We start from the raw sequence: 25,320 nt of genomic DNA, 5'->3' as shown, positions 1-25,320 counted from the left end.
TGGTGTACAAGACGTTCTGAATTTATCAGTTGCGGGAAGTGCGAAGCTCCTGAGTGAAACCGAGTATCTATAAAGCAGGAATTATTAGATACTACTATTGTAATTCTATACATATAGATGAATCTTACGTCTTTCTATGCTATAATTTGCTTATTGTGTGAGGGGTGAAGACGTTGAAAGAACAAGATGTAGTCGAAATGTTGCGTCATTATCGTCACGACTGGCTTAATGATTTGCAATTAATTTTGGGCTATGCTCAAATGGGGAAATTAGATAAAATACAAAGTAAAATAACAGACGTGATAGAAAGGTCGAACAAGGAACGAGGTTTGGACCGATTAAATATACCGAAAACTATGGTCTGGCTGTATCAATTGAATTGGCGTTCTGAAACGTTTCAGTTGCATTTTCAATCATTAGTCGAGGAACAACCGGCTATCATAGACGATGAAGCATTACTAGCTAAAGTACAAAAGATATTTCAAATATTACCTTCCTATCAAAAGGAATATGAAGAATATATCGGTACGCTTATTTTTAAAAAAGTGAACCATACTATACATATTCACTTAACGTTTGATCTTAATTGGACCGATATAGATGTATTGAAACAGAAATTAGAATCTTTATCCTTTATTCAAGATGTAACAACAGAAGGAAAACTAGGGATAGAGTGGCAAGAATAACGAAAGAAGGTGTGACAGCATGTTTGTCGATCAGGTCAAAGTATATGTAAAAGCAGGTGACGGAGGTAACGGTATTGTTGCTTTCAGACGTGAAATATATGTCCCAATGGGAGGTCCTGCTGGTGGCGACGGTGGTAATGGTGGTGATATTGTCTTTGAAGTTGATGAAGGTTTGAACACGCTAATGGACTTCCGCTACCAAAAACACTTTAAAGCTAAACGTGGCGAGAACGGAATGGGTAAAGGGATGCATGGTAAGAATTCAGAACCATTAGTTTTGTCAGTACCGCCGGGTACCACTGTTAGAGATGTCAACACAGGGGAAGTACTCGCCGATTTGATTGAACATAAACAACAGGGAGTCATTGCAAAAGGTGGACGAGGTGGGCGAGGAAATATTCGCTTCGCATCACCAAGAAATCCTGCTCCAGAAATTTCAGAAAATGGTGAACCTGGTGTGGAACGTGATATCCAAATTGAATTAAAATTAATTGCCGATGTCGGTTTAGTAGGTTTCCCAAGCGTTGGTAAATCTACCCTATTATCAACGGTAAGTGCTGCAAGACCAAAGACAGCCGATTATCATTTCACGACCTTACAACCTAATTTAGGTGTAGTCGATACTGCCGATCAACGCAGTTTTGTTCTGGCAGACCTACCTGGGTTAATTGAAGGGGCACATGAAGGTGTCGGGCTTGGTCATCAATTTTTACGACATGTTGAACGTACACGTGTCATCTTACATGTGTTAGATATGGCAGCAACCGAAGGCCGGGATCCCTATGAAGATTTCGTTACTATTAACAAAGAACTAGAACAATACGATCCAACATTGTTAGAGCGCCCGATGATCATCGTCGCTAATAAAATGGATTTACCGGAAGCAGAAGAACAGCTTGCCTTTTTTAAAGAACAGTTAGAAGAAGACTATCCAATCTACCCGATCTCAACGGTTACCAAAGATGGAATTCGGGATGTATTATTTGCTGTAGCGAATAAACTAGATGAAATTCCGAAAAATTATAAACCAGTTGAAGATGTTGAGGATCGAGTCGTTTATCGATTTGAAAAAGAAGAAAAGGCCTTCTCGATTACTCGTGACCCTGATGGTGCCTATGTATTATATGGAGAAAAAATTGAGAAGTTATTTAAGATGACTGAATTCAGTCGTGATGAATCCGTTCAACGCTTCTCCAGACAACTGCGCGGAATGGGTGTAGATGATGCATTAAGAGAACGTGGAGCAAAAGACGGTGATACGGTTCGACTGCTTGATTATGAATTTGAATTTATGGAATAATAGATATGATGCTTAGTAGCAAGACCATCCGTTGATAAAAAGGGGAATGAGGATGTCTGCGAAAAATGAAAAGTTTTATCTGGTAAGTGAGGATTTCTTACCGGATGGTATGAAAAAAACGCTGGAAGCGAAAAAATTATTGGAAAGTCACAAAGTGGATTCGATTCATGAGGCTACGCGCCAGGTCGGTTTGTCGCGTAGTGTCTTTTATAAATATCGTGATGCTGTCTTTCCATTTCAACATATGGCAAAAGAGCAAATGATTACGCTGTTTTTTCATTTGGACGATCAAACAGGGGTATTATCTTTTCTTTTATCAGTTGTCGCACAGGCGGGATGCAATATTTTAACGATTCACCAAACGATTCCTATTCAAGGAAAAGCAAATGTCACGTTATCACTAAATACAAATGGAATGACTGTCGAAATCGATCAGCTTTTAAAAAATTTAAAACAGATTGATTATGTCAATCAGGTAGAAATATTAAGTTCAGGTGTTTCATAACATAGGGGGAGCAAGCTATATGAAGGAAACAATAGGCTATTTAGGTCCAAAAGGAACTTTCACTAAAATAGCAGTAGATTCGATGTTTAATGGTGAAGTAAAAAAAGGATATAGTACGATTCCGGAATGTATTGATGCTGTTGTTAACAATGAAGTAACCTATGCTGTTTTGCCATTGGAAAATGCGATTGAAGGTACGGTTAATATAACATTGGATTATTTAATTCAAGTGCAACAAGTGAAAATTGTAAGTGAAGTAATTATACCGATTCGTCAGCACTTGATGGTCCACCCGGATAATGTTGATAAATGGTCAGAAAGCGATGCAATTTATTCTCATGCTCATGCGATTGCACAATGTCACAGCTATTTACACAAGGAGTTAGTAAAGGTACCGACCCATTCGATGACTTCAACAGGAGCAGCTGCAGAATTTGTCAGTCAACATCCTGATCAAAATATTGCTGCAATTGCCAACCACCTAGCAGCGAAAGAATATGGTTTATCGATTGTAAAAAAGGACATCCATGATTTTGATAATAATCATACGAGATTCGTTGTCTTGCATAAGGACCAGATAGAGTTAACTTCCAATAAAATGGAGGAAAAGGGATGCAAAACAACGGTAACAGTTACATTACCATCTGATCAACCTGGTTCATTACATCAAGTATTATCGGCTTTTGCATGGCGTAACTTGAACTTATCAAAAATTGAATCACGTCCGATGAAAACAGGTCTCGGAAATTATTACTTCTTAATCGACATTGAACAAAAAATGGATGATGTTCTGATTCCAAATGCTATAACAGAAATGGAAACGTTAGGCTGTAAAATATCGATATTAGGAAGCTACCCGTACTATCTACACAGTGGAAATGGCGTAACGCTTGCGGTATAATCGCAAGCGTTTTGCTATGATTTTATTGGAACAGGCAAAAAATCTAATGGATCCTTCGATAAAAAGAAAAAACAATCCAAGCTGAAAGCTTACGCGAACGGCCCGCAAAATCTCCAATGCTTACTCCTATTGTTCCACAATAAATCCTTTATCTTTTAACGCTTTATATGCTTGATCCAATTTCCATTCTTCATTAGCAACCATTGTATGATTATGAATACCATCCGTTAGCTCCAATAAATATGGAGCATTTTTTTCTTTGATTTTACGAACAAATTGATCAACATCAGCACGACTACTTATCATCAAAGAGGCTTTTAAATCACCATAAATAGGGTGTTCGATGATGACATCTTCTACAGTCGCACCAAAGTCTACTATCGTATACAACTCTTCCTTCGTGTCTTTACTTTCATGATTACAAGCAATGACACGGCGGAAATCAGTCTTTTCGTTTTCTGCTCTCATATATAAATAACCATTACTTGTAGCGATAATAGGATGATTGTGAGCTTTTAGTAAGGAAATATCCTGCACAATCGCTTGTCTGCTTACATTAGCTTTGTCAGCCAGCTCTGTTCCTGTGAGCGGTGTTTTACTATTCTGTAACCAGGTCAGAAGACTATCGCGTCGAGTTTTACCCGTTAACTTTTTTGTCATAGCCTTGTCTCTCCTCCATTATTCGTTTGAATATTGTATCTGATGTTTCAATGATATCTTGAATGTCTTTTTCCGTTGTATGATGGCTAAAAGAAAATCGTACAAACCGTTTTCCTTCTTCGAGATTAGTGATAAACGGTTGAATTGATTTTGGCAATTCAGTTGCTCCAATACTACATGCACTACCTGTCGAAATAGCAATGCCGTGCCGATTATATTCTAGCATGACATAATCACCTTGTACAAAATCACTAACACAACCAATAATACTCGGACACTGATTTTCGGTTATGATAGGCTGTAGCGGAATCCCCGCAGATTTCACTTTCCGAATAAATAGATTTCGTATATTTTGTAAGTGAACTTGGTTCACAGCAAGATCAGCTAGGGTTTCCGAGGCTGCTGCAGCAAATGCAGCTATACCAGGCACATTAACTGTTCCTGGTCTTAAACCATGCTCATGATTAGTTGAAACAGGGTGAGATGTTAACGATAGCTTCTTAGAAAAATATATCGCACCGACCCCTTTAGGTCCAAAAATTTTATGACTTGATATCGTCATACTGTCAACAAGAGGTATCAAGTCTGCTACCTTTATTTTACCAAATGATTGAACCATATCGCTATGAAAAGGTATATCCCGATCTTGTAAGAATTCTCCTATATCCTTTATTGGCTGAATCACACCCGTTTCACCATTAACATGTTGAATAGAGACAAGACATGTGTTAGTCTGAATGGCTTTTTCAAGATCGGAAAGGTGAATTTGTCCATTTTGATCTACTGGTAAAAAAGTTACCTCTATATTAGATTGGTGTGCTAAATCTTTCATGAAGTAATATAGTGAGTTATGTTCTACCTCCGTTGTAATGACGTGCTTTCTTCCTTTTAACCTGCTAGCTCTTAATAATGTATCGACAGCCAGCAGATTACTTTCCGTACCTCCGCTCGTAAATACGATTTGTCTTGCTTCTGTATATAAAAGTTTCGCAATCATACTTCTTGAACGCTCTAATATATCTTTTGCTTTCCCACCTGCATCATGCAAGCTGCTGGCATTTCCGAAATAATCTCGAGCCACTTCCTGATATACATCTAATGCAATTTCTGACATGGGAGATGTAGCGGCATAATCAGAATAGATCATCCAATCTTCCTTTCCTATAAAAAATACTTGTCATATCATTCATTATATGTAAAGATAACTGTAAAGACAACTGTAAAGTTAGGTGTGTTATTTTGCAAAGACAAAAAATTGTTATTGTTGGCTCAGGTCTTGCCGCATATGTATTGGCAAGTAAATTATGGCAGCATGCGGATGTCACTATTCTCACGAAAAATGCAATCCAAAATAGTAACTCTATCCGTGCTCAGGGAGGGATAGCTGCTGCTATTTCCGTAAAGGATCAATGGCAATTACATGTAGAAGACACCTTAAAAGCAGGTTTATTCCACAATCATCGAGTTGCTGTAGAAACATTGGTGAAAGAGGGTCAGCAGGTAGTAAAAAGACTGCTAAGAAAAGGATTTTTAGCTGATCGTAATCAACAAGGTGAACTTTTATTTGGACGTGAAGGGGCGCATAGTCAGCGAAGAATTATTCATGCAGGTGGAGATCAAACCGGCAAATATCTGATTAACTTTTATCAGAAGTTATTGCAAGGAAGAATAACGATGATCGAAGGTCAACTTGCCGTAGATTGTGTTACCAAAGCGGGAGAGTGTAAAGGAATCATTACTATTGATCAACAGAATCAATATCATACTTATTCTGCAGATCATATTGTATTGGCTACAGGAGGCTTTGGTGCACTATATGATACAACATCCAATGATCCCAGTATTACGGGTGACGGGATAGCGATAGCTTATCGTGCTGGTGCAATAGTATCTGATTTGGAATTTGTCCAATTTCACCCGACTATGCTGGCAACACAAGCTCGATACAATGACTTGATTTCAGAAGCGGTTCGAGGAGAAGGAGCAATTCTGGTGGATCAGGACCAGCGAGAGATTATGATAGATATTCACCCACTGGAAAATCTTGCACCTCGGGACATTGTAGCCCGGGCGATTATGACGGAAATAACAAAAGGTAATCAAATATTTTTAGATATTCGGAAAATCAAAAACTTTCAAACTAAATTTCCTTTTATTAATTCAGTATGTGAAAAGAATAACATAGATTTGCAGCAAGGATTGATTCCGGTAAAACCAGGTGCTCATTTTACAATGGGCGGAGTAGAAACCGACTTGCTTGGCAGGACTAATATCCCAAGATTATATGCGATTGGCGAGGTAGCTTGTACTCATGTACACGGTGCAAATCGTCTGGCAAGTAATTCATTGTTAGAGGGAATAGTGTTTGCCACGAGATTAGCAGAGTACTTACAAATGCAACCAAGCTTGTCCTTTGACAACATATCAGAAAATCAACCAAAACAGTTATCAAGACAGCAACCTGATTTTGAACAATTACGGAAACGAATGACAGCTTATGTGGGCATTAATCGACATGAAACTGGTTTGAAAAAAATGTTGGAATGGTTAAACGAATTTACGATAATCCATGAAAATGATTTACTGTCCTATGCTTTATCACGGGAGCAAATTCAAATACAGCATCATTTACTTGTTGCACTGCTCGTCACGAAAGCTGCGAGGAAACGAACAGAGAGTAAAGGTGCTCACTACCGAGTGGACTATCCGAATCAAAGCGAACAATGGAAAAATAAAAGTATTACCTTTCAATTAATCAAACAAGGAGTAAAAGTATGAATCAATTACAGCTAAAAAAACAATTAAGCCATTTTTTTCAGGAAGATATCGGAAGTGGAGATATCACAAGTGATTGTATTTTCGACCAACCATATACCGAAGGAACAGGTGAATTTATGGCAAAAGTGGATGGTGTTTTTGCTGGTGAAGTTATATTAGGAGAAGCATATCCGCTTTTTGCTGGAAAGATAAAACTGGAACTATTCAAAACAGATGGTCAACAAGTAAAAACAGGAGATGTCATTGCACAAGTAACTGGCCCATATCCGTTGTTGTTAACCACAGAGCGGGTTATTTTAAACCTTTTGCAACGACTAAGCGGTATTGCTTCCATTACGTCTCAAGCAGTCCATAACTTAGCTAATGATCAAATAGAAATTACCGATACTCGTAAAACGACACCAGGATTACGTATGTTAGAAAAATATGCCGTTCGCTGTGGTGGTGGAGTGAATCACCGTTTCGGACTTGATGATGCGGTGATGTTAAAGGACAATCACATTGCAGCGGTGGGCTCGATCACGGAAGCGGTCAAAAAAGTACGAGCTTCGACAGGGCATATGATAAAAGTCGAAGTAGAAATCGAAAGCAAACAACAATTACAGGAAGCGATTGCAGCAGGTGTGGATGTCATTATGTTTGATAACATGTCACCGGAAGAAATAAGAGAGCTGATCAACCTAGTGCCAAACCATATTATGACGGAAGCTTCCGGTAATATTACAGTTGATAATATTCACTTATACAAGGATACCAAGGTGAACATGATTTCACTTGGGTTTATTACCCATTCAGCGCAGGCATTAGATATCAGTTTTAACATTAAGGGGGGAACAAAATGAATTTAGCAACACTATTTACCACGCATCACCAATTACCGGAAAAGTATCAACAAATGGGCAATGAAGAGATGATAGCACGAATAAGAACTATTAAAGGACAGATGGGGGATGACTTATTTATACCAGGACATCATTATCAAAAGGATGAAGTCATCCAATTCGCCGATGCTAGTGGAGATTCTTTACAACTCGCTCAAGTTTCTGCAAAACAAAAAGCGAAATATATTGTGTTTTGTGGTGTTCACTTTATGGCCGAAACAGCTGATATTTTAACGAATGATGATCAAAAGGTGATCTTACCTGATATGCGTGCAGGCTGTTCGATGGCAGATATGGCAAATGATAAGCAGACCGAAGAGGCATGGGAGGAACTAACTGACTTGTTCGGGGAAACTATTCTGCCTTTAACATACGTCAATTCTACCGCTGCAATCAAAGCATTCGTAGGACAGCATGGTGGAGCCACGGTTACCTCATCTAATGCTAAACAAATGGTGCAATGGGCATTCAAGCAAAAACAACGGCTGTTATTTTTACCTGATCAACATTTAGGTCGGAATACGGCTGTAGAATTAGGTGTTCCATTAGAGGAAATGGCTGTTTGGGACCCAATTGCGAGAAAATTAGAATTTGAAGGTGATTCGGAAGAACAAATACGTGTTATTTTATGGAAGGGGCATTGTTCTGTACATGAGAATTTCACTACCAAAAATATCGAGCAAGTTCGTAAAGATCATTCTGATATGACTATTATTGTCCATCCGGAATGTAGGTATGAAGTTGTTCAACAAGCGGATCTTGCTGGATCTACCAAATATATCATCGAAAAAATAGAGCAAGCACCAGCCGGAAGTAAGTGGGCAATCGGCACGGAAATGAACTTAGTCAATCGCTTAATTAACAACCATCAAGATAAGACAATCATTTCACTAAACCCATTTATGTGTCCGTGCTTAACGATGAATCGTATCGATTTACCTCATTTAACATGGGCATTAGAAGAAGTGAGCGAAGGAAAAAACACCAACCAGATAACCGTTCCTAATGAAATAACCCAAAATGCTAACCAGGCTCTCAACCGCATGCTTCATGGAATGATATAAGGACAAAAAACGTACCATCATATATTTGATTTGTGTAAAGGATATCTAGAATAAAAAAGATATCCTTCTTTTTTTATTCAACATTTTAGGCATTTTGCATATGTTGATAAAGAAGATGGATTAGACCGAGACAAATGCCCTTCCATACTTATCATGAAGAAAGGAGAAATTGCTTTGAAAATTCATGTTGTGCAAAAAGACGAAACACTTTGGAAAATTGCGCAAAAATATGGTGTTAACCTAGATGACGTGATTGCAGCGAACCCACAAATTTCAAATCCTGAGATGATTATGCCAGGAATGAAGATAAAGATTCCAGCTATGTCTGACAATAAACAACAACCAGCACCATCTAACAAAAAACAACAAGTTCAACCTGGAACAACGGATAAAAAAGACAAACAGGAGGTAACACCACAAGCACCCAATCAAATTTTACCTTCCATTGAAGAAGATGAAGGTAAAAAGTGGGAGCCATTAAAAAAAGAAATGCCGTCTTTACCAATTCATTTTAATAAGCAACCACCACAACCTGTACAACCAGCACCATCTCAATCATCACAAGACTTAAAATGGACACAGCTGACCAATAATTTCGAAACACATATTCATCCGACGCAAGATGACGACCATGTTGCTGGAGTAGAGGATCACATGAAACCAGAACACAAACCAATGGCACCACATCACCATCATCCACAACCATTACCAATGCAAGCACCATGTTGTTCACAAGATGGTATACCTTATGGATATGGCCAAATGGGTCATCCAGGTCATCCAGGTCATCCAGGTCATCCAGGACATCCGGGGCATCAAGGATATCAAGGACATCCGGGTCATCCAGGAAATCCAGGACATATGCCTCAATATCCGTTTCCAGAAGGTTTTCAACCACAGGTTATGGGTGAACAATCGGAACCACAACAAACAGGTCCATCTACCGAGCCACATCAAGGATGGTATCAAGCACAAATGCCACCTGTGAATGAACATCAAGGACAGCAAATGCCATGGGGACCACCACAAATGCCACAAAATCAAATGATGCCAAATCAACAACAACCAATGCAACAAATGATGCCACAACAAATGCCGATGCATCATCAACCAAATATGCCAGCACCGATGCCTGGGGAACCAATGATCCCACAACCAGGTGCACCAAATTATCCATTAATGCCAATGCCATATGGAATGCAGAGTCCGCAACAAATGCCATATCAGCCATATGGTCAACAAGGAGTGCCTTACGGTCAAGCCAATAAAAATGACTGCGGTTGCGGTGGAAACCGAGAATAATAATAGAAAAAAGGCGATTCGAAAATAGAATCGTCTTTTTCTGTTTGACTAGAACACTCTGTTTAGCGTCTATATTTTCAATTTCCGATAGTTGTGATAAAGTAAGTATTGGAGACTGAGATGATTATGAGGGGTGAGAAAGCATGGCAGGACATTCTAAGTGGAAGAATATCCAAAAAAGAAAAAATGCACAAGATGCAAAACGTGGTAAAATTTTTATGAAACACGCTAAGGATATTTATATTGCAGCTAAACAAGGTGGCGGTGACCCGGAAATGAATGCGGGATTACGTCTTACTGTAGAAAAAGCAAAGTCTGACAACATGCCGAATGAAAACATAGATCGGGCTATTAAAAAAGCAACAGGTGACTTAGACGGAGCAAATTTTGAAGAGCTAACATATGAAGGATACGGTCCTGGTGGAACTGCTGTAATGGTTGAGGTATTAACTGATAATAAAAACCGGACAGCTTCTGAAGTAAGGCATGCGTTTAACAAAAATGGTGGAAACCTTGGTGAGAACGGCTGTGTAGCTTTCATGTTTGATCGTAAAGGTTACCTGGTAATTGATCAAAGTCAAACGGATGTAGATGAAGATAGTGTAATGTTAGAAGCAATCGAAGCTGGTGCAGAAGAAATGGAAACAGTGGAAGGTGCTTATGAAATCTACACAGATCCAGAGGATTTCCAAGATGTAAAATCAACTATGGAAAAAAGCGGATTTGCATTTGAAGCAGCGGAAATTACCATGATACCCCAAACACTTTCAGAAGTGGATGAAAGTGCAGGAAATAAAATGGTCAAGCTGGTCCAAATGCTCGAGGACATGGAAGATATCCAAGAAGTTCATCACAACATGGACGCAAACGAAGAAATTATGGAACAATTATAAATGAAACGAAAAGGTTGCCCTGCTAAAAAGCACCCTATAGAGTAGACACTTAAAAAAGTCTACCTATAGGGTGCTTTTTTTGAAATTTATAAGACAAAACACCGCTCGAGCAAGAGAGAGTTGTCAGTTATCTCAATTTATGAGACAAAACTCTGTTTGAGCAAGAGAGATTTGTTAATTATCTTGATATATAAGACAAAACGCCACTCGAGCAAGGAAGATTTGTCAATTACTTTCATTTTTACATCAAAACTTTAATCGTGTTAAAAAGGTTTGTTGTATATCAACTTTATAAATCCTTTATTATGCGTGGTAACTAAAAATATGTAAAATTCCAATTTCATCTAATAGGACTTTATATAAGACGATGGCAATAGTATAAGCACTCTGTCCTTTTCTCATATATTTGTGGTTATATTTTCTAGAATTGGGCACCCTAATAGTAACAAAGCTCGATTGGAGGGTCATTATGGGCAAGATATGGTTACTATTAAATTGTGTTGTCGTCTTAATTATTGGGGTAATTAGTTTTCAATCATTCTTTCAACAAGATGAGACAAAAGAAAGAGAGCAACAAGAAGAAGTAATGGTCATGTCGCAAGACCCACTAACAATTGAACTATCTCTAGAGAAACAATATATAGATGGTAATATCGAGACAGAGTATGTTGAAGAAACGATTGCTTCCATGGAGGATTTCTGGTCAGAATATCAAGAATGGCAAGTGATGGAGCAAAAGGAAGGTTTTATTCGTTTCCGAAAAGAAGTGGATGATATTTCACCATACTTGAAAGCAAATGGATACTTTGGTATTAAAGAAGGGCAACTGACAATCTTTGAAGGTGTCCCCGTTCATGAAGCAGCTGTACAATCTTTTTATCAAATTGATACCGAGGAATTAGAATCGCACTTGCATAAACAATTAAAAGAGGGTATAAAAATTGATTCGAAGCAAGACTACTTAAAAGTTATAGAAACGTATCGATCCTATCAAGATGTAGAAGCAGTTAATAGTTGAACGATGATGACCACTCATCGTTCAACTTTTTTATCATGGTGCTAATAATCCCCCTTTACGTTTTTCTTAATTTATACGTAGTGAAAATTCCGATCATTGCCAAAAATGTCATCGCTGCCATCAATTGATACATCGTTTGGGAACCAAAATTATCCAGGATAGCCCCGCCGGTTGTACCTCCAACTGCTCCACCTAACCCAAAACATGTCGACATTAACAACGCTTGTCCTGTACTGCGTAAATGGTTTGGTACAAAGCTAACGGCAGTTTGTAATGCAACGAGCCAGAACAAACCAAACGTGAGTCCTTGAGAAATTTGGAAAAAAACAATCCATTCAGCGGATTCAATAAAACCGTACAATAACCAACGAATCGTAAAAAACATGGCAACAATACCAAGTAAAAATAAATGATGAAATTTTAGAATCTTTTGTGTTAAGAAATAAAAGACAGGTACTTCACTAAAAGCCGCAAGAGCCCAGGCAGCCCCGACTAAAAAAGTAGTAGCTCCTAAATCTTCTAAGTGAAGAACAAGCATCGTATCATTCATCCGGTGCGGAATCATAACGAGAAAACACAAAAAGAGAAATAGCATAAACCCTTTATTTGTTAATACTTCTTTCACTCCTTGTAAGGAGACTGGATCTGCCGAATGATTATTATCTTTTAAAAATAATGTTAAAGATACTAAAAGCAGAATCAGAATCCAAAATAAAATATAAATGTTATGAATCCCGATCCATCCTAGAATAGGACCAGAAACTACTGCAGTGAGCGCAAACCCGACAGAACCCCACAGTCGAATTTTACCGTACTGATCGCGTTTCTTCGCTCCTAGGCTCTTTATGGCCATACTATCAAGTAACGGGCCTGCAGGTGACATAACAAAGTGAAAGGCGATAAAAGAAATAAAAACAATAAAAAATGAAGTGTTGAAAAAGATACTGAAACTAACAGCAATGACGGCAAAATATAAGAATAAAAGTAATCCTTTAATTGTTTTATATTTATCACTTATATACCCGAAAAAAGGTTGTGCCACAATACTCACCATTGGGGCAATCCCCAAGATAGTTCCAATCTCAACTGAAGAAAAACCTCTAAAACTCAAAAATAATGGTAAAAAAGGTAATATAAGTCCTTTGTGACTGGCGTTTAATAAAGTTAACGCTTTCAAAAATCGCATTTGACGTTTGTTTGACATAGAAGTCATCCTTTATGATAAAGTCATTCTATTACCTTATCATAAATAAATAACCGCTTTCATTTATTTTGCTCTCGCTTACCTTGATAAACAATCTATGATAAGCTAAGATAAATACGAACGTATGATTGTGAATAATAAATAGAAATTGGATCAAAGAGGAGTTCATGATATGATTGCATATATAAATGGGGAAGTAGCAGAAATAACAGAACAAGCTATTATTTTGGAAACGAATGGTCTTGGATATGAAGTGATTTGTCCGAATCCTTATCGCTTCCAAGCACAAGTGGGAAACAAACAAAAAATCTATACGTATCATCATGTAAGAGAAGATGCACAAATTTTATATGGCTTTCAAAATCAGGATGAAAAAGCACTGTTTGCACAAATTCTTAATGTTTCTGGTATTGGACCTAAAGGAGCGCTAGCCGTTCTTGCTACAACCACCGTACAAGATTTTGTTGTTGCAATCGAACAAGAGGATGAAAAGTTTTTAACAAGCTTTCCAGGGGTCGGTAAGAAAACAGCTAGGCAGATGATACTCGATCTAAAAGGGAAGCTGCCTTTTGAATATCAAGCTGAAAACATAGTGCAACAAGAAGAAGGCATACCGGGAAGTAATCAGGCTTTAACAGAAGCGATTGAAGCATTAAAAGCCCTTGGTTATTCCGAAAAAGAAATTAATCACATAAAACCGGTATTAACGAAAGAAAAAAGTGATACGGCGGATACATATATACGTAAAGGGTTAGCGTTATTAATGAAATAAGGAGAAAGGAGCTTCAACATGGAAGACCGAATCATTTCAGGTGAAATACAAGAAGATGATGTAGCGGAAGAGCTCAGTCTCCGTCCACAATTATTAAAGCAATATATTGGACAACATAATGCAAAAGAAAACTTATCGATATTTATCGAAGCAGCTAAAATGCGTAATGAAGCCTTGGATCATGTCTTATTATATGGGCCGCCTGGACTTGGTAAAACAACAATGGCTCAGATCATCGCGAATGAAATGGGTGTCCAATTTAAACAGACATCAGGACCAGCCATTGAACGTTCAGGGGATTTAGCGGCAATTTTATCTTCACTGGAAGTAGGGGATGTTCTTTTTATTGATGAAATTCATCGCTTACCAAGAGCAGTGGAAGAAATATTATATCCAGGAATGGAAGATTTTTGTTTAGATATAGTGATTGGACAGGGTCCGAGTGCTCGTTCTGTGCAATTAGATTTACCACCTTTCACATTAATAGGGGCAACAACTCGCGCCGGATTATTATCAGCACCATTACGTGACCGATTTGGTGTTTTATCACGTCTTGAATTTTATGAAGTCGTAGATCTTTGTGCTATTGTGGAACGAACTGCTGAAATTTTTCAAGTAGAAATTGATAAAGCAGCAGCATTGGAAATGGCTAGAAGGTCGCGTGGTACACCACGTATTGCTAATCGTTTATTAAAAAGAGTTCGCGATATTTCTCAGGTGAAAGGGGAAACTAGTATATCAATTGAGACAACGCAAAAAGCACTGCAAATGTTACAGGTCGATCAAGAGGGTCTTGACCACATTGATCATAAGCTACTGTTAGCAATGATGGATGGTTTTAAAGGAGGACCGGTTGGATTAGATACGATCGCAGCATCCATTGGTGAAGAGTCACAAACAATTGAGGACGTCTATGAACCATACTTATTACAACAAGGCTTTATTCAGCGTACACCAAGGGGAAGGTTGGTTACACCTAAAGCATATGCTCATTTTGAGCGGGAGGTGCCTGAAGCTTGACGGAGTTTGGCAAAATCTTTATTGTAATAGGGGTTGTCTTTATTATCGTTGGTCTGTTATGGGGTTTTATTGGAAAATTACCAGGAGATATCAGTTTTAAAAAAGGAAACTTTTCCTTCCATTTCCCGATTGTGACCTCGATTGTGATAAGTATTATTTTGACATTGATTTTTGCTATCATCGGACGTTTCAAATAAAAGGAGAAGAAAGATGGAAATTGAAGATTTTGATTTTGATCTACCAGAAGAATTAATTGCACAGACGCCATTAGAGGAGAGAGCAAGCTCCCGATTGATGGTATTAAACCGAGAGAATCGCTCGATTACCCATCATCATTTTTATGATATATTGGATTTTTTAAAGTCGGGAGATTGCCTAGTACTAAATAATACCGAAGTGTTACCAGCAAGACTATATGGTGTAAAAGAAGAAACGGGTGCAAAAGTAGAAGTCTTATTACTAACCCAGCTGGAAGATGATGATTGGGAAGTGCTGGTCAAGCCAGCGAAAAAAATAACAGAAGGTACTAAAATCAGCTTTGGCGAAGGAAAGCTTACGGCAACATGTGTTGATACTAAAGAACACGGCGGTCGGGTGCTTCGTTTTCACTATGATGGTATCTTTTATGAAGTATTGGATCAATTAGGGGAAATGCCACTCCCACCATATATTAAAGAGCAATTGGATGAGCGTAATCGTTACCAGACCGTGTATGCTAAAGAAAAGGGGTCTGCAGCTGCTCCAACGGCAGGGCTCCATTTTACTGAAGCATTATTGCAACAAATCAGGGAAAAGGGTGTTGAAATAGCATTTATTACCTTACATGTCGGTTTAGGAACATTTCGACCGGTAAGTGTGGATAATATCGCGGAACACGAAATGCATGCCGAATTTTACCAAATGACGAAAGAGACTGCTGATCAATTAAACCAGGTAAAAATAAGAGGAGATCGGATTATCTCTGTTGGAACTACCTCAACAAGAACGGTAGAAACGATAGCACGAGATACAGGTGGTAAGTTTGAAGAGAGAAACGGTTGGACAGATATTTTTATATATCCTCCATACCAGTTTAAAGCGATTGATGGTTTAATCACGAACTTCCATTTACCAAAATCAACTTTGATTATGTTAGTTAGTGCTTTAGCTGATCGAGATTTTATTTTAGAAGCTTACAACAAAGCAGTAACCGAACGTTATCGTTTCTTCAGTTTTGGTGACGCCATGTTAATTATGTAAGGAAAGGAATCGACTATGACTGCTATAAGATATGAACATATTAAAACATGTAAACAAACAGGTGCAAGACTTGGGAAAGTTCATACACCACATGGCTCATTTGATACGCCTGCCTTTATGCCTGTCGGAACATTGGCGACTGTTAAAACGATGAGTCCAGAGGAACTAAAAGAGATGGGTGCCAATATGATACTTTCCAACACCTATCATTTATGGTTACGACCTGGAGAAGATATTGTCAAAGAAGCGGGTGGTTTGCATCAATTTATGAACTGGGATGGTGCAATTCTAACTGATTCTGGCGGTTTTCAAGTCTTCAGTTTGAGTGATTTACGTAATATTGAAGAAGAAGGGGTTCATTTCAGAAATCATATAAGCGGTGATAAACTGTTCTTATCCCCGGAAAAAGCAATGAGAATTCAAAATGACTTAGGTTCGGATATTATGATGGCTTTTGATGAATGTCCGCCATATCCAGCAGAGCATGACTATATGAAAAAGTCTGTAGAACGAACTAGCCGTTGGGCAGAGCGTTGTCTCGAAGCACATGAAAGAAAGGATGTCCAAGGGTTATTCGGTATTGTCCAGGGTGGTGAATATGAAGATTTACGTCGACTAAGTGCTCAGGATTTAACATCATTAGATTTCCCAGGATATGCGATCGGTGGTTTATCGGTAGGTGAGCCCAAAGATGTGATGAATCGTGTGCTTGAATTCACAACACCACTTTTACCATCGGACAAGCCTCGTTATTTAATGGGGGTAGGTTCTCCGGATTCGTTAATTGATGGTGCCATTCGCGGTGTGGATATGTTTGATTGTGTGTTGCCGACGAGAATTGCGCGTAATGGGACATGTATGACATCTGAAGGACGGTTGGTCGTTCGAAATGCAAAATTTGCTCGAGACTTTTCGCCATTAGATCCAAATTGTGATTGTCATGTATGCAAAAATTACACTAGGGCATACATCCGACACCTTGTCAAATCGAGTGAAACATTCGGTTTTAGACTTACTACTTATCATAATCTATATTTTCTGTTAAAATTAATGGAGCAAGTTCGTGATGCGATTAAGCAAGACCGACTTGGTGATTTTAAAGAGGAATTCTTTGAACAATATGGTTTTAACAAACCGAATGCAAAGAACTTCTAAGAAAGGGGGCGAAATGAGTGGAGATTTTAGCAACTTTTGGACCACTGATTTTGATGGTTGTGATTTTTTACTTCTTATTAATCAGACCACAGCAGAAAAAACAAAAGCAAGTCCGTCAAATGCAACAGGAACTGAAAAAGGGAGACAAAATCATTACTATTGGCGGAATGCACGCAAGTGTACATGCATTGGATGAAGACCAGATCGTACTTCTAGTTGGAGATGGAACGAAAATTACATACGATCGTTCGTCAGTACGAGAAGTAGTAGAACAAAGTTAATTTATAATGCACAAAAAATACCATGACAGCATTTGCTGTCATGGTATTTAATATTTAATCTCTCTTTATTAATTCTCAAGCAGACTCCTCTCCGGATGATAAATTCACGCCAATAATCGCCCCGAACATTGCTAAAAGTATATACGCACCATGGTTGACCAGTTCGACTACCGAAAAACTTAAATGTAATCCAAGGAAACGATAGCAAAAGACTACAAACGTAAATAATAAACTAGTAATTGCTCCGACAAGAATCCCCTTATGCTTTGCTTTTAATCCTGCAATTAGTCCTCCAGTAAACAGCGCAATAAAACTGATAAACAACGTAGCCATCTCAAGCGTAGACTCCCCTAAAGAAGTAAAACGCAACAAAAGTGTGAGAATAATACTGGCAACAAGCATCACCACAAAAATCCCCATCCAACCATACAACACACTGACAGCTGTTTTCATCCATAACCCCCCCAATTGTATAAAAAGTCCTCTCTAATTATGTATGCATGTCCTTTGAAAATAGAAGACCTCCTTTTTTGAATAGTTTCACAAAATAAGAATATAGATGGTAATATAACTTGTCTTACTATGAAGATTAGAGAGGAGACATTCCATGTCAGTAATCATCGCAGTTGCCGTATTTATTATTAGCTATATATTTATAATGTCTGAAAAAATAAATCGAGCGTTAGTCGCGTTGGCTGGTGGTGTGCTGTTATTATTAACCGGTGTTTATGGTTGGGAAGATGCTGTTACGTCTTATATAGATTGGCACACTGTAGCATTACTTTTTGCAATGATGGTATTAGTAGCGATAACGAAAAAAACAGGTGTATTTAGTTACATTGCAATCTGGTTGGCGAAAGTAGTGAAAGGCAAGCCTGTTCCTTTGTTAGTAGGAATAGGATTTTTAACTGCTTTAGGTTCGGCATTACTCGATAATGTGACAACTGTGTTATTATTTGTACCTGTAATATTAACCCTGACAAATTTACTGCAGTTACCGGCATTACCTTATTTAATCACGATTATATTAACTGCAAATATTGGCGGGACAGCTACGTTAATCGGTGATCCGCCAAACATTATGATTGGTCAGGCAGTTCCTCATTTAACTTTTATATCCTTTATTCAGCACACTGCACCTATTGCTGCCTTGTTATTTATTTTAGTCATGATCTTGCTCAGTTTTCTATTTCGAAAACAATTGAAACAAATAGATGACACTAGAATTCAAGAACTAATGAAAATGAAAGAATCGAGTTATTTAGTTAAATCACCATTACTATATCAGTCATTATCAGTGTTAACTCTGACTATTACAGGTTTTATGTTACATCCTGTTTTTCATATTGATTTAACGATCATTGCACTATGTGGTGCCATTCTTTTGTTAATAATCAGTGAAAAAGAGGTGGAGGCTGAAACCGTATTTCAACAAGTCGAGTGGGTCACACTTTTTTTCTTTATTGGTCTGTTTATGCTTGTAGGAGGATTGGAAGAAGTGGGGATCATTGATGAATTAGCAAGATCGATAATGTGGTTAACAGAGGGTGATATGACTTATACAGCATTGTTACTTTTATGGATTTCGGGAATTTTTTCGGGGATTGTTGATAATATTCCTTTCGTTGCTGCAATGATTCCGGTAATTAAAGAGTTTGAAACATATGGAATGGCAAATCTAGATCCATTATGGTGGTCATTAGCACTTGGGGCATGTCTCGGTGGCAATGGTACATTAATTGGTGCATCCGCCAATGTCGTGGTTGCTGGACTTGCTGATGCGCAGAATAAGCCTATTGCATTTGTCAAATTCATGTTATACGGGATTCCGGTTGTAATCTTTTCGTTAATTATTGCGACGATATATATTTATTTTCGCTATTTGTTACCCTTTCAACAGCCGTTATAAGTATATTACAAAGTGTAGTGGGAAAAACTAGTTATATCGCTTGTAAAGGGTGTGGCTAGTTTGTCAATGGAGGAAATTTATACACTAATTTTTCGTACGTTATTATACTATTTAAGTATAATTCTCATCTTTCGTTTGATGGGGAAGCGAGAAGTAGGAGAATTGAGTCTTTTAGATATTGTTGTCTTTATTATGATTGCTGAAATCGCCGTTCTGACGATAGAAGATCTGGAATTATTTTTTGGCTATGGGTTAATTCCGATGGTTCTTTTACTAATTATACAGCGTTTAACAGCATGGATCTCTTTAAAAAGCCCACTATTTCGGAAATGGTTTGAAGGTAAACCAACTATTATTATTTCAAAAGGAAAAATTGATGAGTATGCCATGAAGAAAAATCGCTTCAATTTTGATGATCTCCTGCAACAACTTCGGGAGAATGGCACTGAAAGTATTAAGGATGTATCATATGCTATTCTGGAGCCGTCGGGTAAGCTCTCGATTATTGAAAAACAAGATTTCGCTAATGTACGGAACAAGATAAATGGACTTGTTTTACCATTAGTCGTAGATGGTAGAATACAAGAGAAAGCCTTGGAACAATTGGGTGAGAGTGAGAACTGGCTACATAAACAACTAGAAAAAAGAGAGTTTAACGACATTAAACAAGTTTCTTTCTGTTCAATTGATGTGAATGATGAATGGTATATCGATAAAAAAAACGAAAAAAAATAACACATCGATTGGTGATGTGTTATTTTTTTCGTAATTGTTGCAACTCATCTTTACTAATAAATTGTAAGCTGAATAGAAAGATTAGATAGCTAACTAGTAATAGGAATAATATAATTAAAAAGCTATACATATCTGATGGTTGAAAGGAAAAAATACTAATTAATAACTCTCCCATCCAAAAGGTTAAACTAATTAAAGCGATCATTTTCACTATCATTTTAACAGGTATATAAAAGCGAATGGCTCGGAATAATGTAATCAAATGAAATATCGTACCAATCATTACACCAACACACATTGCAATGGCTGCCCCGTATATACCAATTTGTGGATTAGTTGCTAGGCTGATTAAAATAATAAATTTTATCACCGTTGCTGCGATATTATTCCACATCGCTTGTTTAGCTAAGTCTAAAGCTTGTAAAGAAGCATTTAACGGGAATTGTATATACATAAATAAAAAACAGGGTGCCATAATCTTCAGAAAGAGGCTGGCATTATTTGAACCATACATATATTGCAAAATTGCATCGGCAAAAAGTGTTAATAAGACGGTGGCGATAGCTCCTGATGCGAATGAAAGCCGAATGGACTGGTGTATTCTGTAATGAATTAGTTTTGTGTGATGATTAGCTTCCGCTTCACTAATGTTTGGTACTAGTGCGACTGCAAGTGAGTGTGTGATAAAGGTAGGTAGAAATAGCAGTGGCAGGGCATAACCAGTAAGTGCTCCATATTGCTTGGTTGCTACAGTTGCTTGAAAACCTGCTAAGGCTAAACTTTGCGCAACTAATATAGGTTCCAGAAAGTTAGCAATCGAATTAACCAACCTGCTTGCTGTGCTTGGTATCGCTATCGAAAACAATTGCTGTAGCGTTTCTTTTCCTGCTTTCATGTATTTATAGATATTTCTACGTAATTTAATCCGTTTCTTTATCTGGAACATTTTTAGCATAAATAGTAAGGAAACAGCTTCTCCAATAATAACAGCTATCATGGCACCAGATGCAGCGAATTCAACTCCGTATGGAACCAACCAGCTTACCAGGACTAGTACAAAACCAATCCGGACTATTTGCTCCAGTACTTGGGCGTAACTCTGCGGTTTCATGTTCTGGCGTCCCTGAAAATAACCACGAATCACCGAACCTACAGCACTAATTGGAATAATTGGAATAATTGCCATCATTGGGTAAAAAACACGTTCATCCGTTAATAGATAATTCGAAATATAAGGAATCAGCAAGAACATCAAAACAGATGATAGCATACTTAGTGAAATAGTAATTGATAAGGAGATGATTAAGATCTGCTTGATTTTGGCATGATCCTTTTTGGCATCTGCTTCGGCCACCCGCTTTGCGATTGCAATAGGTAGTCCAATTTGCGAGATAGTATACATTAAGAATAGGGTGGGCAACGCCATATTGTATAAACCGATGCCTTCCTCGCCCATTAATCTTGCGACCAGAATTCTATTAATAAATCCCATAAATCGTGTAATCATTCCAGCTATGATTAAAATAATGGTCCCTTGTAAAAAATTTTGTTTGGTCACTTTGCTCGACCTACCTTCTCAAATGGAAAATTTTCATATACAATGAAGTATATGCATGAAGTGAGGACAAGCATGACTATTTCGGATAGATTTTTTGTACTATAAATGTATGAAATGATGATGAATTATAGTATAAGGGAAACTAAGGCCATCGCTAGATAGAATCGGTGAGATGCCAAGTTTTTCTGATGACGGATGGAGGAAAATTCATGACAGTAAAAAAGCAAGTCTCGATTTGGAAGCATGAATTAGAGGATGTGCTCGATAGTAAGGTCAATGAATTTAAACTGCTGGATTATTCGAAAGCAACAGCAGAGGATATTTGGAACTGTTTATTAGAAAAGGTGTGGAAGGGTGATCCGGAAAAATCGTTGCATGAAGTGGTACAGGATATTTTTCATTTGAATCCGAACTTATTTATGACATTTTTAACACAGCAATCATTGAAAGATAATAATTTACAGGAATCACTTGATGCACTATTAGGAAATAAAAAAACAGACTAGCATTCCTATTGTTGCTTGTCTCATGATTGGTTTTTATAGTAATATGGTATTGTTGTGAAAACTTAGGGAGGCTTTACATATGGTGAAAAGAGGAAGACTCGTTGCATTTTTCCTAATTGTTTTAGTATTAGGAGCAACGATTGGAACAACATATTCTGATATAGCAAATAAAATTAAATTAGGGCTGGACTTACAAGGTGGTTTTGAAGTCTTGTATGATGTGGAGCCTATTGGTGACGAAGAAGTAACTAGAAGTGTGTTAGAATCTACCGTTTCTACTCTTGAAAGACGTGTAAATGCGATTGGTATCAGCGAACCGAGCTTTAATATCGAAGAACCAAACCGCATTCGTGTCCAACTAGCTGGCGTAGAAGATCAAGATGAAGCACGAGAAATGTTAGCTACAACAGCAGAATTATCATTCCGTGATGTTAACGATAAAAAATATTTAGATGGTTCAGATATAAAAGAAGGTAGTGCCGAACAGGATTTTGATCCAGAAACTAATCAACCAATCGTAACGGTTCAATTTAAAGATCCAGATCGTTTTGGTGATACCACAAAAGAAATCAGGGAAAATCCAGAGCTTACAGATCAAGTGGTTATCTGGATGGACTATGAAGAAGGAGATACATACGAAGAAGAAAATCTGAAAGAAGACTCGAAAGTAATTTCTGCTCCGACCTTTGAACAAGTATTAAGAACGACAGATATTATGATTAGAGGTGATTTCACGATAGAATCTGCAGATCGACTTGCAGATTTATTAAATGCAGGTTCTTTACCTGTTGATTTAGAAGAGGAGTATTCCAATTCAGTAGGTGCACAGTTTGGTCAGCAAGCATTGGATAAAACTGTTTTCGCCAGTATATTAGGTGTTCTCTTAGTTTTTATTTATATGATTTTCTATTACCGTTTCCCTGGTGTGATTGCAGCTATTACACTTAGTATATATGTATATTTAGTATTACTGGTCTTCCAATTAATGAATGGTGTTCTAACGTTACCGGGTATTGCTGCTCTGGTACTAGGGGTTGGGATGGCAGTTGACGCCAACATCATCACGTACGAACGGATTAAGGAAGAAATCAAAGAAGGAAAATCAATCAAAGCAGCTTTTAAAGCAGGTAATCAACATTCACTGTCGACCATATTTGATGCCAACATTACAACGCTGATTGCAGCATCAGTACTATTTATATTCGGTACAAGTTCTGTAAAAGGGTTCGCGACATTGTTAATTATCAGCATTGTATTAAGCTTTATTACAGCAGTATTTGGTTCGAGATTATTCCTTGGTTTCTGGGTATACAGCAACATATTAAACAAACGTCCTGGCTGGTTTGGAGTAAAACAAAACCAAATTCTTGATATTAACAGTAGTGAAGAGGTGAAACCAACTTTCTTCGGTAAACAATTTGATTTTGTTAAACACCGTAAGAAATTTTTCCGTATTTCTATTGGCTTAATTGTAATTGGTATTGCTTGCTTGGCATTATTCCGATTAAATCTCGGTATCGATTTTACAGCCGGTTCCCGAGTGGAAGTATTAGCGGACCAGACACTTACTGCTGAAGAAATTGAAGAAGGCTTTGAAGCACTTGACTTGGAAGTAAGTGCACCAATTGTGTTATCAGGTGATAATCAAAATATTGCCGTAGCACGTTTCTCAGACGAACTATCGCAAGATAAAGTTTCCGAAGTAAGAAGTCATTTTGAAGAAAAGTACGGAAGTCAACCGACAGTTAACACTGTTTCGAATGTTGTTGGGAAAGAATTAGCCAAGAATGCGGTGCTTGCTGTTTTATATGCTTCGATCGGAATCATCATTTACGTAACGATCCGATTTGAATTCTTTTCAGCTTTAACGGCAATACTTGCGTTATTGCACGATGCATTCTTTATTGTCGCATTGTTTAGTATTACAAGGTTGGAGTTTGATATTACCATCATTGCTGCGATTTTAACCATTGTTGGTTATTCAATTAATGATACGATCGTAACCTTTGACAGGATTAGAGAGAATCTGAAGAAAAAGAAAAAAATCAAATCTATTGCCGAGCTTGCTAAAATTGTTAATCACAGTTTGATGCAGACATTAGCAAGAAGTATCAACACCGTTTTAACGGTTATCTTCGCTGCTTTGATGTTACTCATTTTCGGTGCCAATGCCATTACTAACTTCTCTTTCGCATTAGTTGTAGGCTTAATTGCAGGTACCTACTCATCTTTATTCATCGCAGCACAGATATGGTTGGTATGGCGTGGTAAATCAATTAACGATAAACCTATCACATACACAGAGAAAAAACATAACGACGGCCCACAAGTATAAGATAAAGCTGAGCATCTAAATCATGATGCTCAGCTTTTTATGTGAAAATAAAGAATATATATAATAGTGCAGATAAAACATAAACTGCGCAGTAAAACTTTCGCTTAGATTTGCTTCTTTCCCTCTTCTTAGAAATGAATGTTAAGTATACGCTGCGGCAACATACTTCGCTTTCCGCGGGTGACCCGTGAGCCTCCTCACTCACCAAGACCGTTCGCTGTGGGGTCTCACTTTGGCCACTGTTCCCGCAGGAGTCTACGTATGTTGCCTCCGCTAGTAGTGATTTTCAGCTGATGGAAGGCTGATCCCCTTAGAATATACCTTCTCGGACTTCTGCTCACTTGTTCAGAAAACCATACGAAGCTGCGGAAAAATGCGACACTCCTGTGGGAACTTACGCGATGAAGATCCCGCAGTGAGCGATCTTTGCTTGAGTAGATGTTGCACTTGTTCCCTTGGGTGAAAGCGAGTGTTTTTCCGCAGCTTAGTATGTATTTCTTATCATGCAGGAAGAAATTCATAGAATATCATTCCATAAGTTCTCTTCTTTCGATAAACAGAACACTACGCAAAGCGGAGGCAGAATACGCAGACTCCTACGGGAACAGCGCGAGCCGA

Annotated in this window: 25 protein-coding genes; 20 read left to right on the top strand and 5 right to left on the bottom strand. The window is 37.9% G+C overall.

From position 1 onward, the window contains the following. The first annotated feature begins 173 nt into the window (after window positions 1-173). From BM121_RS13160 to pheA, 4 genes are read left to right on the top strand one after another with little or no spacing between them, the layout of a single operon-like run. Window positions 174-686, top strand: a complete 513-nt coding sequence (locus BM121_RS13160; RefSeq protein WP_139220268.1) for a Spo0B domain-containing protein — start codon at window positions 174-176, stop codon at window positions 684-686. A gap of 19 nt (window positions 687-705) precedes the next feature. Next, window positions 706-1,986 carry a GTPase ObgE gene (gene obgE / locus BM121_RS13155; protein ID WP_091484114.1) on the top strand — a complete coding sequence of 427 codons (1,281 nt, stop codon included), beginning with the start codon at window positions 706-708 and terminating at the stop codon, window positions 1,984-1,986. A gap of 52 nt (window positions 1,987-2,038) precedes the next feature. Continuing rightward, window positions 2,039-2,491, top strand: coding sequence for an ACT domain-containing protein (locus tag BM121_RS13150; RefSeq protein WP_091484113.1), 453 nt, complete (start codon window positions 2,039-2,041; stop codon window positions 2,489-2,491). A 19-nt stretch (window positions 2,492-2,510) separates the two neighbouring features. After that, a complete protein-coding gene (gene pheA / locus BM121_RS13145; protein WP_091484112.1) occupies window positions 2,511-3,392 on the top strand; it encodes a prephenate dehydratase in 882 nt (293 codons plus the stop codon). A 126-nt stretch (window positions 3,393-3,518) separates the two neighbouring features. Here the strand turns inward: pheA and BM121_RS13140 are convergent, their stop codons facing one another. Further along, entirely contained in the window at window positions 3,519-4,052 is a 534-nt protein-coding gene (locus tag BM121_RS13140) for a transcription repressor NadR (RefSeq protein ID WP_091484111.1), read from the bottom strand. Then, a complete protein-coding gene (locus BM121_RS13135; protein ID WP_091484110.1) occupies window positions 4,030-5,199 on the bottom strand; it encodes an IscS subfamily cysteine desulfurase in 1,170 nt (389 codons plus the stop codon). The genes BM121_RS13140 and BM121_RS13135 overlap by 23 nt, the downstream gene beginning before the upstream one ends. A 92-nt stretch (window positions 5,200-5,291) precedes the next feature. Here BM121_RS13135 and nadB point away from each other — a divergent pair, with 92 nt between their 5' ends. The 6 genes from nadB to BM121_RS13105 all read left to right on the top strand — a co-directional run bounded on the left by nadB (window position 5,292) and on the right by BM121_RS13105 (window position 11,988). Beyond that, on the top strand, window positions 5,292-6,830 hold the full coding sequence (nadB, locus tag BM121_RS13130; RefSeq protein ID WP_175495429.1) for an L-aspartate oxidase: 1,539 nt from the start codon (window positions 5,292-5,294) through the stop codon (window positions 6,828-6,830). Then, on the top strand, window positions 6,827-7,672 hold the full coding sequence (gene nadC, locus BM121_RS13125; protein WP_091484108.1) for a carboxylating nicotinate-nucleotide diphosphorylase: 846 nt from the start codon (window positions 6,827-6,829) through the stop codon (window positions 7,670-7,672). The genes nadB and nadC overlap by 4 nt, the downstream gene beginning before the upstream one ends. Further along, window positions 7,669-8,775 (top strand): quinolinate synthase NadA, encoded by a 1,107-nt coding sequence (nadA, locus tag BM121_RS13120; protein ID WP_091484107.1) that lies wholly within the window; start codon window positions 7,669-7,671, stop codon window positions 8,773-8,775. The genes nadC and nadA overlap by 4 nt, the downstream gene beginning before the upstream one ends. Before the next feature lie 174 nt (window positions 8,776-8,949). Beyond that, window positions 8,950-10,077, top strand: a complete 1,128-nt coding sequence (safA, locus tag BM121_RS13115) for a SafA/ExsA family spore coat assembly protein (protein WP_091484106.1) — start codon at window positions 8,950-8,952, stop codon at window positions 10,075-10,077. Window positions 10,078-10,220: 143 nt separating this feature from the next. Further along, on the top strand, window positions 10,221-10,970 hold the full coding sequence (locus BM121_RS13110; RefSeq protein ID WP_091484105.1) for a YebC/PmpR family DNA-binding transcriptional regulator: 750 nt from the start codon (window positions 10,221-10,223) through the stop codon (window positions 10,968-10,970). A 469-nt stretch (window positions 10,971-11,439) separates the two neighbouring features. After that, on the top strand, window positions 11,440-11,988 hold the full coding sequence (locus tag BM121_RS13105) for a BofC C-terminal domain-containing protein (protein ID WP_091484104.1): 549 nt from the start codon (window positions 11,440-11,442) through the stop codon (window positions 11,986-11,988). A gap of 55 nt (window positions 11,989-12,043) precedes the next feature. Here BM121_RS13105 and BM121_RS13100 read toward each other — a convergent pair whose 3' ends face one another. Then, entirely contained in the window at window positions 12,044-13,192 is a 1,149-nt protein-coding gene (locus tag BM121_RS13100; protein WP_091484103.1) for an MFS transporter, read from the bottom strand. A gap of 172 nt (window positions 13,193-13,364) precedes the next feature. Here BM121_RS13100 and ruvA point away from each other — a divergent pair, with 172 nt between their 5' ends. The 6 genes from ruvA to yajC are packed head-to-tail and all read left to right on the top strand — an operon-like array spanning window position 13,365 to window position 17,659. Continuing rightward, window positions 13,365-13,964, top strand: a complete 600-nt coding sequence (ruvA, locus tag BM121_RS13095; protein ID WP_091484102.1) for a Holliday junction branch migration protein RuvA — start codon at window positions 13,365-13,367, stop codon at window positions 13,962-13,964. An 18-nt stretch (window positions 13,965-13,982) separates the two neighbouring features. Then, window positions 13,983-14,984, top strand: coding sequence for a Holliday junction branch migration DNA helicase RuvB (gene ruvB, locus BM121_RS13090; RefSeq protein ID WP_091484101.1), 1,002 nt, complete (start codon window positions 13,983-13,985; stop codon window positions 14,982-14,984). Continuing rightward, a complete protein-coding gene (locus BM121_RS13085) occupies window positions 14,981-15,181 on the top strand; it encodes a DUF2905 family protein (protein WP_091484100.1) in 201 nt (66 codons plus the stop codon). The genes ruvB and BM121_RS13085 overlap by 4 nt, the downstream gene beginning before the upstream one ends. A 13-nt stretch (window positions 15,182-15,194) precedes the next feature. Next, window positions 15,195-16,223: a tRNA preQ1(34) S-adenosylmethionine ribosyltransferase-isomerase QueA gene (gene queA, locus BM121_RS13080; protein WP_091484099.1), complete on the top strand. Its 1,029-nt coding sequence runs from the start codon at window positions 15,195-15,197 to the stop codon at window positions 16,221-16,223. Window positions 16,224-16,238: 15 nt separating this feature from the next. Next, window positions 16,239-17,378, top strand: a complete 1,140-nt coding sequence (gene tgt, locus BM121_RS13075; RefSeq protein WP_091484098.1) for a tRNA guanosine(34) transglycosylase Tgt — start codon at window positions 16,239-16,241, stop codon at window positions 17,376-17,378. Window positions 17,379-17,395: 17 nt separating this feature from the next. After that, the gene (gene yajC / locus BM121_RS13070; RefSeq protein WP_091484097.1) at window positions 17,396-17,659 is read left to right on the top strand and encodes a preprotein translocase subunit YajC; all 264 of its coding nucleotides are present in this window, start codon (window positions 17,396-17,398) and stop codon (window positions 17,657-17,659) included. A 75-nt stretch (window positions 17,660-17,734) separates the two neighbouring features. On the opposite strand, the gene BM121_RS13065 is transcribed toward yajC, so the two are convergent. Next, entirely contained in the window at window positions 17,735-18,112 is a 378-nt protein-coding gene (locus BM121_RS13065; protein ID WP_091484096.1) for a TIGR04086 family membrane protein, read from the bottom strand. A 154-nt stretch (window positions 18,113-18,266) separates the two neighbouring features. Here BM121_RS13065 and BM121_RS13060 point away from each other — a divergent pair, with 154 nt between their 5' ends. Together BM121_RS13060 and BM121_RS13055 are read left to right on the top strand one after the other, a co-directional pair. Next, window positions 18,267-19,568, top strand: a complete 1,302-nt coding sequence (locus tag BM121_RS13060; RefSeq protein ID WP_091484095.1) for an ArsB/NhaD family transporter — start codon at window positions 18,267-18,269, stop codon at window positions 19,566-19,568. A gap of 66 nt (window positions 19,569-19,634) precedes the next feature. Further along, window positions 19,635-20,303, top strand: coding sequence for a DUF421 domain-containing protein (locus tag BM121_RS13055; protein WP_091484335.1), 669 nt, complete (start codon window positions 19,635-19,637; stop codon window positions 20,301-20,303). A 19-nt stretch (window positions 20,304-20,322) separates the two neighbouring features. Here the strand turns inward: BM121_RS13055 and spoVB are convergent, their stop codons facing one another. Next, the gene (spoVB, locus tag BM121_RS13050; RefSeq protein ID WP_091484094.1) at window positions 20,323-21,861 is read right to left on the bottom strand and encodes a stage V sporulation protein B; all 1,539 of its coding nucleotides are present in this window, start codon (window positions 21,859-21,861) and stop codon (window positions 20,323-20,325) included. Window positions 21,862-22,070: 209 nt separating this feature from the next. Between spoVB and BM121_RS13045 the strand changes: the two genes are divergently transcribed. Together BM121_RS13045 and secDF are read left to right on the top strand one after the other, a co-directional pair. Beyond that, window positions 22,071-22,367, top strand: coding sequence for a post-transcriptional regulator (locus tag BM121_RS13045; RefSeq protein ID WP_091484093.1), 297 nt, complete (start codon window positions 22,071-22,073; stop codon window positions 22,365-22,367). Window positions 22,368-22,446: 79 nt separating this feature from the next. After that, the gene (secDF, locus tag BM121_RS13040) at window positions 22,447-24,702 is read left to right on the top strand and encodes a protein translocase subunit SecDF (protein ID WP_091484092.1); all 2,256 of its coding nucleotides are present in this window, start codon (window positions 22,447-22,449) and stop codon (window positions 24,700-24,702) included. Window positions 24,703-25,320 lie beyond the last annotated feature (618 nt).

This window comes from Gracilibacillus orientalis, assembly GCF_900114645.1.
Lineage (GTDB): Bacteria > Bacillota > Bacilli > Bacillales > Amphibacillaceae > Gracilibacillus > Gracilibacillus orientalis.
The sequence above is the reverse complement of the archived record's forward strand: the minus strand, read 5'-3'. Positions and strand labels throughout refer to the sequence as shown.

Coding starts and splice junctions, on each gene's coding strand:
- ruvB (WP_091484101.1), top strand. CDS start 13,983: ATGGAAGACCGAATCATTTCAGGTGAAATACAAGAAGATGATGTAGCG.
- nadC (WP_091484108.1), top strand. CDS start 6,827: ATGAATCAATTACAGCTAAAAAAACAATTAAGCCATTTTTTTCAGGAA.
- pheA (WP_091484112.1), top strand. CDS start 2,511: ATGAAGGAAACAATAGGCTATTTAGGTCCAAAAGGAACTTTCACTAAA.
- BM121_RS13100 (WP_091484103.1), bottom strand. CDS start 13,192: ATGTCAAACAAACGTCAAATGCGATTTTTGAAAGCGTTAACTTTATTA.
- BM121_RS13060 (WP_091484095.1), top strand. CDS start 18,267: ATGTCAGTAATCATCGCAGTTGCCGTATTTATTATTAGCTATATATTT.
- nadA (WP_091484107.1), top strand. CDS start 7,669: ATGAATTTAGCAACACTATTTACCACGCATCACCAATTACCGGAAAAG.
- BM121_RS13110 (WP_091484105.1), top strand. CDS start 10,221: ATGGCAGGACATTCTAAGTGGAAGAATATCCAAAAAAGAAAAAATGCA.
- tgt (WP_091484098.1), top strand. CDS start 16,239: ATGACTGCTATAAGATATGAACATATTAAAACATGTAAACAAACAGGT.
- BM121_RS13065 (WP_091484096.1), bottom strand. CDS start 18,112: ATGAAAACAGCTGTCAGTGTGTTGTATGGTTGGATGGGGATTTTTGTG.
- queA (WP_091484099.1), top strand. CDS start 15,195: ATGGAAATTGAAGATTTTGATTTTGATCTACCAGAAGAATTAATTGCA.
- BM121_RS13055 (WP_091484335.1), top strand. CDS start 19,635: ATGGAGGAAATTTATACACTAATTTTTCGTACGTTATTATACTATTTA.
- BM121_RS13150 (WP_091484113.1), top strand. CDS start 2,039: ATGTCTGCGAAAAATGAAAAGTTTTATCTGGTAAGTGAGGATTTCTTA.
- BM121_RS13135 (WP_091484110.1), bottom strand. CDS start 5,199: ATGATCTATTCTGATTATGCCGCTACATCTCCCATGTCAGAAATTGCA.
- obgE (WP_091484114.1), top strand. CDS start 706: ATGTTTGTCGATCAGGTCAAAGTATATGTAAAAGCAGGTGACGGAGGT.
- secDF (WP_091484092.1), top strand. CDS start 22,447: ATGGTGAAAAGAGGAAGACTCGTTGCATTTTTCCTAATTGTTTTAGTA.
- BM121_RS13105 (WP_091484104.1), top strand. CDS start 11,440: ATGGGCAAGATATGGTTACTATTAAATTGTGTTGTCGTCTTAATTATT.
- ruvA (WP_091484102.1), top strand. CDS start 13,365: ATGATTGCATATATAAATGGGGAAGTAGCAGAAATAACAGAACAAGCT.
- BM121_RS13045 (WP_091484093.1), top strand. CDS start 22,071: ATGACAGTAAAAAAGCAAGTCTCGATTTGGAAGCATGAATTAGAGGAT.
- BM121_RS13140 (WP_091484111.1), bottom strand. CDS start 4,052: ATGACAAAAAAGTTAACGGGTAAAACTCGACGCGATAGTCTTCTGACC.